Here is a 13,337-nt window from a genome sequence, read left to right on the forward strand (position 1 = left end):
AATTTTTTATTTAATCCATAATAATTTCGGAGTGAAATATGAATATTCCTGTTTTTGATTTATCTGTATACATAAGCTTTTTTTTTAGTTTGTTTGCTTTAGTTAATCCGATCGGAATGATTCCTATTTTTACTAGTATTACTAATACTCAATCTATAAAAGAAAGAAATCAAACAAATTTTATTGCAAATTTATCTGTAATTTTTATTTTGTTTTTTTCGTTACTTTTTGGTAATATTATTTTAGATTTATTTAACATTTCTTTAAATTCTTTTCGCATTGCTGGAGGAATATTGATTATTTCTATTGCATTTTCTATGGTTAATGGAAAATTAATAGAAAATATAAAACATAGTAAAAATAAAAAATTAAAGAACAATTTTGCTCAAAACGTTGCAGTTGTTCCATTAGCTATGCCTTTAATAGCCGGGCCAGGAGCTATTAGTGCTACTATAATTTGGAGCACACATTATTCAAGTTGGATTAATATTTTAGGATGTACTATTACAATAGTTCTTTTTTCGTTCCTATGCTGGTGTTTATTTAAAATTGCTCCTGTAATTGTAAAGTTCATAGGAGAAAATGGTATTAATATAATGACTAGAATTATGGGTTTACTTTTGATGGCTATAGGTGTTGAATTTATTATTGTAGCTTTAAGATCTATTTTTATTAACTAAATATTTAAATGTATACACAATTTTAAAGATAATTGATATCTTCAATTTATGCAAGATTTTTTTTTAATCAATTTTATTTATTAGTAATATTTGAAGTTCATATTTTAAACATAATACATCGTACTATTTCAATAGGTTAGTAAATAACTATGACATTTAAAGTAAAAATTCGTAATTTGGGGTTACGTGATATTAATGTTGTATCGAATTATATGCGGAATTTTACTATTACACGAAATAAATTTTCAACAGATGAAGTATGGTTAGTGCAACATTATCCTATTTTTACATTTGGAGTTAGTGAGCACAAATATAATTGGATCGTTCCACAGAATATTTCTATTATATTTAGTGATCGAGGAGGAAAAACAACATATCATGGGCCAGGGCAGTTAATAGCTTATTTTTTAATAGATTTAGTGCGTCGTAAGTTAACTGTTAAAAATTTTATTTTATTATTACAAAATATAATACTATCTACTTTAAGACATTTTTCTATTTATGCTTATATATTAAATGAATTTCCTGGAATATATATAAATAACAAAAAAATATGTTCTTTTGGTTTAAGAATTAAAAAAGGCTGTTCTCTGTATGGAATTGCTTTAAATATTGATATGGATTTATCTCCTTTTAATTATATTTATCCATGTGGAAATAATTTCAAAATGACTCAAGTTATTGATATTAAACCTCATTTAAATTTTAAAATAGTTCAATTAGTTTTAATTAAAAATATAAAAAAATATTTTATATGATTTTATATTGTTAGTTAAAATAAATTTATAATTCTTAAAAATCGATTGGTAGTATATTTCGAAAATTTATAATACACTTGTACATTATAAATTTTCGAAAAGAATTATTTATTTTAATTTTATGGAAATTAAATAAATGTATACAAAAGAATCTAAATTCTTCAATAAGATGTGTAAAAGTAAAATATATAAAAAAAAAGCGTTAACGCAAGATTTTTCTAATTGCAATAGTGCTATTTTAAAAAAACCACAATGGATTAAAATTAAATTTCCATCTGATACAAAAAAAATTTATGACACTAAACATTTTCTGAATAAAAATAAATTACATACTGTATGTGAACAGGCATTATGCCCTAATATATCTGAATGTTATAACAGTGGGACTGCTACATTTATGATTCTTGGTACTATTTGTACGAGAAGATGTTCGTTTTGTGCAATAGGTTATGGTAAACCTTCAAATATTAATCTAAAAGAACCCCAACAATTAGCTCAAGCTGTAATAGATTTTAATATAAATCATATTGTTATTACATCAGTAGCAAGAGACGATTTGAAAGATAAAGGTGCACAACATTTTTTGGATTGTATTAAGGCTATTCGAAAAAGAAAAGATGTCGTAATTGAAATTTTAGTTCCAGATTTTAGAGGTGCATTGGAAAAAGCTGTTGAAATTATTAGTTTATCTCCGCCAGATATATTCAATCATAATTTAGAAAATGTTCCAAGATTATATAAATTGATAAGACCTGGAGCAATTTATGAGAATTCTTTAAAATTATTAAGAATCTTTAAAAAAAATAATCCGAGTATTCCAACAAAATCAGGATTAATGTTAGGGTTAGGAGAAACAGAAAAAGAAATAATACAAGTTATGAAAGATTTAGTTAACAATGGAGTAAAAATATTAACTTTAGGTCAATATCTTCAGCCTAGTATTTTTCATTTTCCAGTACAGAGATATGTTAATCCATTAGAATTTACTCATTTAGAACAAGAAGCATTATCTATTGGTTTTGACAAAGCTTTTTGTGGACCATTTGTTCGCTCATCATATCATGCAGAATTGCAGCATAAAAATTTCAAAACTGTCAAAAATAGTTTTTGATTTTTTAGTCAGAATGTAGTTCAATTTGAATTTTTTTAAGTGCAATTAAGGGATATTTAGAAGATGTAATAGCTCTTCCTATAACTATATAGTCAATATTGTACTTTTTCGAAATTAATGGAGTAATTACATTTTTTTGGTCAAAAAAAATGTTATCTGGTAAATGAATACCAGGAGTTAATATTTTTAACGTATCTCCTAATTTATTTTTAATATTTAATACTTCATTGCCAGGACAAATAATTCCGTCTAAATTACATTTTTGTGCTAATCTTGACAATGTTAGAACATAATTTTTTATTGATATATTAACTCCTATATTTTGAATGTCGTTTTTATCTAAACTTGTTAGCATTGTGACACCCATTAATAAAGGCTTTTTTTTGCGATAAGTTTTTAATGCTAATTGTGCTGATTTAAGCATTTGTATTCCACCACAAATATGTAAACTTACCATCCATACACCTAAATTTTCTATAGATTGAATAGTTTTAAATACTGTATTTGGAACATCATAAAATTTTAAATCTAAAAAAATTTTAAATCCTTTTATTTGCAGTTCTTTTATAAATTTAATTCCAAACAAAGTAAACATAATTGCTCCTATTTTTAAAGAAAAAACTTTAGGATCAAGATGTTCTATTAATTTTAAAGCTTTATCTTTATTAAAAAAATCTAAAGCAATAATTATATTTGGTTTTTTAACAAAAAATTTTAAAATCATATGCTATAAACCTTTTATTAATTGAAATTAATAATTTATGTTATTTTAAATACTTTATATTTAAAAGTTGTGAAAAATAAAACACAAAAATTTCTAAAAATTATATTCTTTAAAATAATTTTAAAATTTCGACTTTTAATTTAAAAAACATTTAATGATTTTGATATAAAAGTATGACATTATAATAAATACTAAATTTAATGATACTAATTAACTTAAAAAAATACAAGAAAACTATTTCGTATTTAGTTGAGAAAGTAAAATAACGATTGTAGTTATATCTTAATTTTTTGAATTTTATAATTCATCATAAATTGTGTTTTAGAAATATATACAGTATAAATAAATATTTATAATATATTTAGTTTAATTTTTATATATTTAATTTTTTAAAAATTTATAAATATAATGTTTTGTATTAATATTTTTATTAAAAAGTTTTAATAAATATACTATTTTTACATAATTAATTTTACTAATTTAATTAAAATAACTATATAAAAATTATAACATGTTTAAGTATTGTATACTTATAAGTTTGTTAAAGTAAATTTTATTTGAAAATAAGTAAAAATTTCAACAAAATAATAATGGAGAATATATGCAGCTTAAAAGGATAGCGGAATCTAAGTTACCTACCATTTTTGGTGAATTTATTATGATTGTTTTTGAAGAAAAAAATGGAGGTAAAAATCATATAGCTTTAGTTTATGGAGACATAAAAAATCGTCATCCAGTCTTATCAAGAATTCATTCTGAATGTCTTTCTGGTGACGCATTGTTTAGTTTGCGATGTGATTGTGGTTTTCAGTTACAATCAGCATTAATGAAAATTACAAAAGCTGGAAGTGGCATTCTTATATACCATCGTCAGGAAGGTAGAAACATTGGTTTGTCAAATAAAATTAAAGCCTATGCATTACAAGATATTGGTTTAGATACCGTAGAAGCTAATCATTATTTAGGATTTTCTGAGGATGAACGAGATTTTACCTTTTGTGCTGATATATTTAAATTATTAGATATAAAAAAAATACGATTGCTAACCAATAATCCTTTAAAAGTAAAAATATTAAATGAAAATGGAATTAAAATTATAGAAAGAATTTCATTAATTACAGGAAAAAACATTAATAATTTCAAGTATTTAAATACTAAAGCAAAAAAAATGGGTCATATTTTTCCTATTGAAAGTTAATAAAAAATTTAGTTTAAGGTTAGTTTTTTACAAATTATTAATAATATTAATATGTATTCATTATGAATTATTAATAATTAGTACTAATATGTAGGCATTGCATATACAACGCTTTATAAAATGCCTACATAATTATCAATTAAAAATATGAATTTTGTAAAATGAAAGTTTTTAGAATTTAAAAAACTGAGTAAATATTAATTGTAAAATAGAGATTATTTTAAACAATTTTTATAAAATATATTACAGTTTTAAACTTTTAACATTATTTGAAATAAAATTTTATCCTTTATAGCTATTAAAAAATTTTTTATATATAAATATTTCAGGATAAAATAATAATATGAAAAATTAAAAAATGAGAAAATAAATTGTATATTGCATATTCCGTATATAAATCATAAAAATTTTTTAATAAAATAAGTTTAATATATAATATATTTATAAAAATTTAAAATTGTTGTTATAATTTTATCGAAAAAGAATCTTTAAAAATTTTTAAATTTTATAAAAAATTCTAAAAATTTATATATTTTTATAAAAATTTAAACATAATTAAAATTATTTATTATTATAATTTTCACATTTCATTTCTTTATGTTGTTATTTAATTAAAAATTTGAAATTTTTTAATATTTTAGAATATTTTATAAAAAATTTTATGTAATAGAAATTCAAAAAGATAAATTAACTAAAATATTTAAAAAAAAATAAATTTAGTATATTAAAGAAATTTTATTTGTTTAAAGCAATAATTTTTATTAATCAGTAATTTTTTATAATAGTGCATAATTATATTATTTTTTAATTTATCTAAAAGATCTTAATTTTTTAATAAAATATATAGAAAATTTTATAAAAGAGGACTAAGTAAATAAAATAATTTTTCCATAACTCTTTTCCAATAAGATCGGATAGCCCATAATTTTGGATCTATTAGTTTAGAATGTGAAATATATTCATTATGTAATAAAAACAAATCTTTTCCAAAATTACTATCATCTACTAATAATGTAATTTCAAGATTTAGCCATAAACTTCGCATATCTAAATTTACTGTACCTACTAAACTGAGTTGTGTATCTATTAAAATACTTTTGCTATGCAATAATCCTTTTTCGAAAAGATAAATTTTTACTCCAGATTCTAAAAGTTCACTAAAAAAAACACGACTAGCCCATTTAACTAATAAAGAATCATTACTTTTTGGAATTATCAAATTTACTTCTACTCCTCTTTGAGCAGCAGTGCATATTGCATATAACAAATCATCGCTTGGTATCAAATATGGGGTTGTTATTATTATTTTTTTTCTTGCTGAATATAATGAAGTTAACAATACTTGATGGATTATATTTTTAGTAAATCCTGGCCCGGAAGCAATTATTTGTATAGCAGATGTATTCTTTTTTGGAAAAGCAACTACTTTATACGCAGGTTGTTTTGGGAAAATTTTTTTTCCTGTTTCTATTTCCCAATCACAAAAATAAACTATTCCCATAGTAGTAGCTACAGGTCCTTCTATACGAATCATCAAATCTATCCATTGGCCAATGTTTAGCGACGTTTTAAATAAACGTGGATCTATCAAGTTCATGCTACCAGTATATGTAATATAATTATCAATAAGAACAAATTTTCGATGTTGTCGCAAGTCAATTCTTCGAAAAAATAATTGGTATATATTTATTTTCAATGCTTCAACTATTTCTATTCCGGAGTTACGCATAATAGTAACCCATTTACTGCGAAAAAACTCTAAACTTCCAGCAGAATCCAGCATTATTCTACATTTAATTCCTTTTCTAGCAGATTTTATTAAAGCCATTGCAACATCATCTGCTAATCCCCCAGGCTTCCAAATATAAAAAACAATTTCAATATTTTTTTTTGCTAAGCATATATCTTTTATTAAAGTCTTAATAATTTTTTTAGTATTTTTTAATAATGTAATTTTATTATATTTAATCCCTGATATTCCTTGTCTATGTTTACATAGTTGAAATACTGAAGTGGCTACTTCGCTATTATTATTTTCAAAAATGCAAGTTTGAGATTTTAAATTATTTAACCATTTGTTTTTTTTAGACCACATAGCGTTAGCTAATTTAAATCTTCTTTTTCCTAAATTAAACTCTTCAAAAAAAAACCAAGTTACAATACCAAAAATAGGAAGTATGTAAATAATTAATATCCAAGCCATTGACGAAGATATTATTCGACGTTTAGAAAATATACGAATTGTTATACAAGCGATTAATAACCAATACCCCGAAATAGTTAACCATGTTACTATAGAATAAAAATTAACCATTTAATGATAATCCAATTAATATTTTAAATTTTACAACAATGCAGTAAAATATTAAACTTTTTAATAATTTACAACATTTTATAACATACTGTAAAAAATAATTTAAAGAAACAGCTTTGTGATTTATAAATAAAATTATGAGCTTTATTTTTTTTAAAACGTATGAATACATTTTTTATTTATAATTGCATTAAAAAACATATAGAAATATATATTTTAAAAATATCTAAATTTTAAAATATATATTAAATAATGAAAAATTATTGTAATAATATCTATTAATTATAGAAAATTAGCATTTTAAACGATATTTAGTGGTAATATATTTCTTGGGTTTCCTAATTTATCCACAGCAACATAAACAAAAATTGCTTCTGTAGTACAATAACATAATCCTAAAGGTTCAGAAGCTACTTTTTTTATCCATACTTCAATTTTTATAGTTATTGAACTATTTCCTATTTTAATGCAACGAGCATAACAACTTACTACGTCTCCTACACTAACTGATTTTAAAAATGTCATTCCGTTAACACTAACTGTTACTACTCTACCTCTTGCTATTTCTTTTGCTAAAATAGCACCTCCTATATCCATTTGAGACATAATCCATCCACCAAAAATATCTCCATGCGCATTCGTATTAGCTGGCATAGCTAAAGTACGTAAAACTATTTTTCCTTTAGGTACAGTACGGAACCGATTCATAAATGATAATTCTCTGTAGCAAATTATTAATTATTTATTTTTAGAAATTATATAATGTATGTAAATCCCATTAACGAATACAAAACATAATGTTAGAAAAGTTAATCCAAAAACTTTAAAAAGTATCCACATATTTTCCGACAAGAAAAACATACAAAACCAATTCATACCAGCACATATTAAGAAAAAGATAGCCCAAATAATATTAAGTTTTTTCCAAATACAATCTTTTAAAATTATTTTCTTTTCTAATATTTTTTGGATAAATGGTTTTTTAGAAAATAGATAACTAATTAAACATGCAAAAAATAGACATAAATATATTATTGTTATTTTCCATTTAATATACATACTATTATGAAATAATAGTGTTAAAAATCCGAAAAATAGAACAGAAATACAATTAATGCAATCCATTTTATCAAGTTTTTTAAAAATAATTTTAATAAGTATACATATTAGAACTGTCGAAATCATTAATCCAATTGATGCACTAAAAATATTAAAAACTTTATACATGATAAAAAAAATGAAAACTGGAATTAAATTGAGAATATGTTTCATAAAATTACACCTAAAATTTACGTTTATTTAAAATATTGTGGCAAAGAAAGTAGCATATATAAACGAAATAAATATATAACTAATATTGAAGAAATTAAGTTTAAAATTGTATTTAATAAAAATAGCAATATTAGTTCAGGTATTATTTTTAAATTTGAAAATGTTATTAAAATAATTAATTTTGAAAAAAACCATAACATAACAGCTGGAAAAATTATTTTGAAATTATTAAAAGCAATTTTAATGCTTGAAAAAATTGATTCTATTATATTTGTATTTTTTATAATTAATATTATAGGAGATAAAGAAAGAAATATGAAACATATGATTCCTGGAATTACTAAAAATATTAGTCCTATTTGTACAATTGCTGTAATAATAAACATTAACAAAAATAAATTTACATATAAAAAGAAATGTACGTTTTTTAATTTCAGAAAAAAATTTTCTTTTTTTAAAGATATTGATTGTATAAAAATAGTTAAAGTTCCGATTAAAAAAGCACTTCCAGCAAGTGATGAACATAATTTTTGTATTAGAAAAAATAATAATTTTCTTTGTTGATCAAAAGTTAATGTTTTTAAAAATTCAAATAATGGAATATTTTGATTTATTTTTGATTCATATAAAAGTGTTAAAATATTCGCATTTGGTAAAAAAATATGTTCTAAAATTATAGTTATACTAGAAGAAAGCAAAGAAATAATAAAAACTGCTAACCATTTTATCTTTAAAAAATTAATTGTATCACGGTATAGTAAATTTTCTGTGATATGCATAAATTCCTCTTAATGTAAGAATTTTATATAGTATCTATTAAAGAATAAAAAATTATAAGAAAAACTATTGAGTTATTATTGTAGCTTTTTTAAAAGATTGAGATAATTTTTTTATTTCTTTTAAAAGTTTTTTTTCATTATTGAAATAATTTTCAATTAATTTAATAATAACAGATCCACATATTACTCCAGATATTCCAGATTGTACGATTCTTTGTATTTGTATTGGATTAGAAATTCCAAATCCTTGTATTAAAGGTGTAATAGTTAATTTCTTAAATTGATTTATTAATTTTTTAGAAGGTAATGAGATTCTTTTATTTATTCCAGTTACTCCTGGCCTAGATAATAAATAAATATATCCTGAACTATAATAAGAAATTTTTTCAATTATATTTTTTTTAGCATCAGGAGGACATATAAATACTGTTGATATATTATTATTATAAGCACATTTTCTAAAATCTAATGATTCTTCAATAGGAAGATCTGCTATTAATACTGAATCTATACCAATTTTAAAACATTCTAAATAGAATTTATTAATACCAAATTTAAATATTAAATTTGCATATAATAATAATCCGATAGGAATAATTTCGTTTTTTTTTCGAATTATTTTTAATATTTCAAAACATTTATGAACTGTAATTCCAGAGTGGAAAGCTCTCAAATTAGCCTTTTGTACAATTTTCCCATCTGCTAAAGGATCGGAAAAAGGAATTCCTAATTCTAGTCCATCAGCTCCATGTTCTATTAAAATATCAATAATTTTTAGCGACATGTTTTCGGATGGATCACCTAATACTACAAACGGAATGAAACACCCTTTTTTAAAGGGGATTAACTGTTTAAATAAACTTTTATAACGATCTATCATATATGTTTACTCTATTTTTTAAAAATTTTTTAACAGTATCCATATCTTTGTCACCTCTTCCTGAAATATTTACAATAAATATTTGATGTTTATTAGGGTTATTGTTCATCAATGTAATGGCATAAGCTAATGCATGAGAAGATTCTAACGCCGGAATTATTCCTTCTGATTGACTCAAACGTTGAAATGCATGTACTGCTTCTTCATCAGTAACTGACACATATGTAGCGCGTTTAATACTATTTAACCATGCATGTTCTGGTCCTACTGCTGGAAAATCTAATCCTGCAGAAATAGACCATGATTTTTTAATCTGCCCTTCTTTTGTTTGCATGATTTTTGTTTTCATTCCAAAAAAAATTCCTGTATTTCCGCATGTTAAAGGAGCTCCATGTTTTTCAGTATTAATTCCCTTACCTCCAGGTTCTACTCCAATAAGAGCAACTGAGTTATTTTCAATAAAAGAAGAAAATATCCCAATAGCGTTTGATCCACCTCCAATACATGCAATAATAGCATTAGGTAAACATTTTTCCCGGTCAAGAATTTGTTCTTTTGCTTCTTTTCCAATAATACTTTGAAATTCTTTAACAATAGTAGGATATGGATGAGGACCAGCAGCAGTACCTAACATATAATGAGCACAAGTATAATTTTCAGACCAATCACGTAAAGCTTCGTTACATGCATCTTTTAAAGTTCCCGTCCCTGAGTGTACTGGAATTACTTGTGCACCCATTAATTTCATGCGAAAAACATTTTGTTTCTGTCGCTTTATATCTTTTATTCCCATATAAATACGGCATTTTAAATTTAATAAAGCGCAAGATAGGGCAGTGGCAACTCCATGTTGACCAGCTCCTGTTTCTGCAATAATTTCTTTTTTTTTCATATTTTTTGCTAATAAAGCTTGTCCTAATACTTGATTTGTTTTATGTGCTCCACCATGTAATAAATCTTCACGTTTAAGATAAATACGTGTATTCGTTCCTTTTGTTAAATTTCTACATAATGTTAATGGTGTAGGTCTTCCTGCATAATTTTTTAAAAGATTATATAACTCTTTCTTAAATTTATGACTTTTTAAACAAATAACAAATTCTTTTTCTAACTCATATAAAGCAGGCATTAAAATTTGTGGAACGTACATTCCACCAAAATCACCAAAATATGAACTTAATAAAGTCATTTTAATAATGAGTTCCTAATTTTTAAAATTTAGTTTGAGGAATTATTGTATGTTGTCTTAAAGAACGAAATAATAATTTTATTTTACTTTTATCTTTTATTCCAGGGGAAATTTCTAATCCAGAATTAAAATCAAGTCCAAAACAACCTATTTGTGATGCTAAAATACAATTATAAATATTCAGTCCTCCAGCTAAAAAAATATCTTTTAAATTTTTATTTTTTAGTAAAGACCAATTAAATGGTGTTGTTTGAATACTTTTTACATTATCACAAACATATTTATTTATGTTTTTAAAAGAAAATTTTTTATCAACATGAATTTTTGTCCAAGGAATTGCTTTCCAAATTTTTATACTTGGGGATATTTTTTTCTTTAAACTATTAATATATTTTTGATTTTCATTTCCATGTAATTGAATGGCATAAAATTGAATTTTTTTTATTATATTTATAATCACTTCTATGTTTTCATCACAAAACACTCCTATATATTTTATATGTACGAAATGACTTATATTTGTAGCTACATCAGGATCGATATATCTTGGAGATGATTTACAAAAAATGAAACCTGCATATATTGCTCCATATTTTTTTGATATCTTGAGGTCTTTTAAGTTGGTTAGTCCACAAATTTTATTACGTCCTATTATTATTTTTCGAATAGTATTTTCCAAATTTGAACTTTTCATTAAAGATGATCCAATTAGAAATCCATGTACTATAGATTGTAATTTTCTTATTTGATGATAATTCGTTATTCCAGATTCGCTAATAGAAATTATATTTTTTGGAATTTTAGATGCTAATTTACATGTATTTGTAATTGAAATAGAAAAATCACTTAAATTTCGATTATTAATTCCAATAATATATGCATTTAAATCAATAGCTCGGTTCAATTCTTCTTGATTTTTAATCTCAGTCAATACATTCATTTTTAAAGAAATTGCTAGATTTCTAAGAAAATTATATTGAAAATCAGTTAAGATAGACAATATTAATAATATAGCATCAGCTTGATAATATCTTGCTAGATAAATTTGATACGGATCGATAAAAAAATCTTTGCATAAAATAGGTTGATGTATAGCTATGTTTTTAATAATAGGTATAAATTCAAATTTTCCATTAAAATATTTTTCATCTGTCAAGACTGATATAGCAGAAGCATATTTTTTATATATGTTAGCTACAAATTCTGGATGGAAGTTATTAAGTTCTCCTAAAGAAGGTGATTTTTTTTTGAATTCAAATATAAAAGCAGGATGATTTTTTTTTAATGCTTCATAAAAATTTCGATTTGACTGCGTTATATTATGTTGAAAAGAAGATAATGGCATGGTTTTTTTTTTATACTTTATCCAATCTAATTTGTCTGATATTATTTGTTTCAATATATTTTTCAAAATAACAACCCTCTCTAAAATTTAGAAAGATTAGAAATAGTTTCATATACTTTTCCACTATGAATAACTTCTAACGCATATTTTGTATTTTTTTTTAAATTTTTATTTCCAAATAATTTAAGCAACATAGCTACATTAACAGCTATAGTTTCTGCGACTGCTATAGGGCCTTTTCCTTGGAACACATTTTTTATTATTTCGTAATTTTCTTTTGGTGTTCCTCCGATAATAGTATTTTTATTGTGATATTTTACTCCAAAATCATCTGGACATAGTGTATATGAGATAATTTTAGAATTATACAATTCAACAACATTTGTAAAACTATGCAAAGTAACTTCATCTGTATAATTACTACATACTATCATTGCATGAATAGTATTTAATTTTTTCAGTATATTTGCTATAGGGATCATAAGTTTATAATCATATACACCTATAATAGATAAAGGTGGTCGGGATGGATTTAGTAAAGGACCAAGTATATTAAATAATGTTTTAATTTTTAAAATTTTACGTACTAACATAATATTTTTGAAACTGATATGATATTGAGGAGCAAATAAAAAACAAATATTTAGTTTATCTAACATTTCTTTCGATTTATGTTCTGATATATTTATGTTAATATCGAATTCTTTTAATAAGTCATATGAACCAGATTTACTAGATATATGAGTATTGCAATGTTTTATAACCTTCAATCCACATGTTGCACCAACAAAAGAGCTAGCAGTAGATATATTTATAGTATTACTTAAATCTCCTCCAGTTCCTACGATATCAGAAAATATATAATTTGGTTTAGAAAATGGTTTCATATGCTCCAAAAAAGCACGTGTAGCTCCTATTATTTCATCTTCAGATTCATTCTTAATTTTTAAAGCTATTAAAATTGCAGATAACTGTATGTTATTAACTTTTCCCATGATTATAGAATTGAATACTTTATATGCTTCTATTTCAGTTAGTTTTTTACCTTTGTAAATTTTATTTAGTAAAATTTGCATTTTATGTCTCA

The 13,337-nt window shown here is 23.3% G+C and carries 13 protein-coding genes; 4 read left to right on the forward strand and 9 right to left on the reverse strand.

All coding sequences use genetic code 11. The features are described 5' to 3' along the window. The first annotated feature begins 38 nt into the window (after window positions 1-38). From U0T64_01260 to lipA, 3 genes are all read left to right on the forward strand, one after another. Window positions 39-680 carry a YchE family NAAT transporter gene (locus tag U0T64_01260; GenBank protein XBC41488.1) on the forward strand — a complete coding sequence of 214 codons (642 nt, stop codon included), beginning with the start codon at window positions 39-41 and terminating at the stop codon, window positions 678-680. 149 nt (window positions 681-829) lie between these two features. Beyond that, window positions 830-1,438 carry a lipoyl(octanoyl) transferase LipB gene (gene lipB, locus U0T64_01265; protein ID XBC41489.1) on the forward strand — a complete coding sequence of 203 codons (609 nt, stop codon included), beginning with the start codon at window positions 830-832 and terminating at the stop codon, window positions 1,436-1,438. 136 nt (window positions 1,439-1,574) lie between these two features. Next, on the forward strand, window positions 1,575-2,549 hold the full coding sequence (gene lipA / locus U0T64_01270) for a lipoyl synthase (GenBank protein ID XBC41490.1): 975 nt from the start codon (window positions 1,575-1,577) through the stop codon (window positions 2,547-2,549). Window positions 2,550-2,553: 4 nt separating this feature from the next. On the opposite strand, the gene pyrF is transcribed toward lipA, so the two are convergent. Then, window positions 2,554-3,273, reverse strand: a complete 720-nt coding sequence (gene pyrF, locus U0T64_01275; GenBank protein XBC41491.1) for an orotidine-5'-phosphate decarboxylase — start codon at window positions 3,271-3,273, stop codon at window positions 2,554-2,556. Window positions 3,274-3,874: 601 nt separating this feature from the next. Between pyrF and ribA the strand changes: the two genes are divergently transcribed. Continuing rightward, window positions 3,875-4,471 carry a GTP cyclohydrolase II gene (ribA, locus tag U0T64_01280; protein XBC41492.1) on the forward strand — a complete coding sequence of 199 codons (597 nt, stop codon included), beginning with the start codon at window positions 3,875-3,877 and terminating at the stop codon, window positions 4,469-4,471. Between the two features lie 853 nt (window positions 4,472-5,324). On the opposite strand, the gene cls is transcribed toward ribA, so the two are convergent. The 8 genes from cls to trpD form a co-directional block, all read right to left on the reverse strand. Then, complete coding sequence (gene cls, locus U0T64_01285) at window positions 5,325-6,785, reverse strand: cardiolipin synthase (GenBank protein ID XBC41493.1); 1,461 nt, start codon at window positions 6,783-6,785, stop codon at window positions 5,325-5,327. Window positions 6,786-7,085: 300 nt separating this feature from the next. Next, window positions 7,086-7,493: an acyl-CoA thioester hydrolase YciA gene (gene yciA / locus U0T64_01290; protein ID XBC41494.1), complete on the reverse strand. Its 408-nt coding sequence runs from the start codon at window positions 7,491-7,493 to the stop codon at window positions 7,086-7,088. A 30-nt stretch (window positions 7,494-7,523) separates the two neighbouring features. After that, the gene (gene ispZ, locus U0T64_01295; protein ID XBC41495.1) at window positions 7,524-8,057 is read right to left on the reverse strand and encodes a septation protein IspZ; all 534 of its coding nucleotides are present in this window, start codon (window positions 8,055-8,057) and stop codon (window positions 7,524-7,526) included. A gap of 23 nt (window positions 8,058-8,080) precedes the next feature. Next, window positions 8,081-8,836: a YciC family protein gene (locus U0T64_01300; protein XBC41496.1), complete on the reverse strand. Its 756-nt coding sequence runs from the start codon at window positions 8,834-8,836 to the stop codon at window positions 8,081-8,083. 64 nt (window positions 8,837-8,900) lie between these two features. Continuing rightward, the gene (trpA, locus tag U0T64_01305; GenBank protein XBC41514.1) at window positions 8,901-9,713 is read right to left on the reverse strand and encodes a tryptophan synthase subunit alpha; all 813 of its coding nucleotides are present in this window, start codon (window positions 9,711-9,713) and stop codon (window positions 8,901-8,903) included. Further along, window positions 9,700-10,905 carry a tryptophan synthase subunit beta gene (gene trpB, locus U0T64_01310; GenBank protein XBC41497.1) on the reverse strand — a complete coding sequence of 402 codons (1,206 nt, stop codon included), beginning with the start codon at window positions 10,903-10,905 and terminating at the stop codon, window positions 9,700-9,702. Before trpB ends, trpA begins: the two co-directional genes overlap by 14 nt. A 22-nt stretch (window positions 10,906-10,927) precedes the next feature. Next, entirely contained in the window at window positions 10,928-12,319 is a 1,392-nt protein-coding gene (gene trpCF / locus U0T64_01315; GenBank protein XBC41515.1) for a bifunctional indole-3-glycerol-phosphate synthase TrpC/phosphoribosylanthranilate isomerase TrpF, read from the reverse strand. Between the two features lie 11 nt (window positions 12,320-12,330). Continuing rightward, window positions 12,331-13,326: an anthranilate phosphoribosyltransferase gene (trpD, locus tag U0T64_01320; GenBank protein XBC41516.1), complete on the reverse strand. Its 996-nt coding sequence runs from the start codon at window positions 13,324-13,326 to the stop codon at window positions 12,331-12,333. Between the last annotated feature and the right edge of the window lie 11 nt (window positions 13,327-13,337).

This window comes from Buchnera aphidicola (Nurudea yanoniella) (assembly GCA_039829995.1).
In the GTDB taxonomy this organism is placed as follows: domain Bacteria; phylum Pseudomonadota; class Gammaproteobacteria; order Enterobacterales; family Enterobacteriaceae; genus Buchnera_B; species Buchnera_B aphidicola_AV.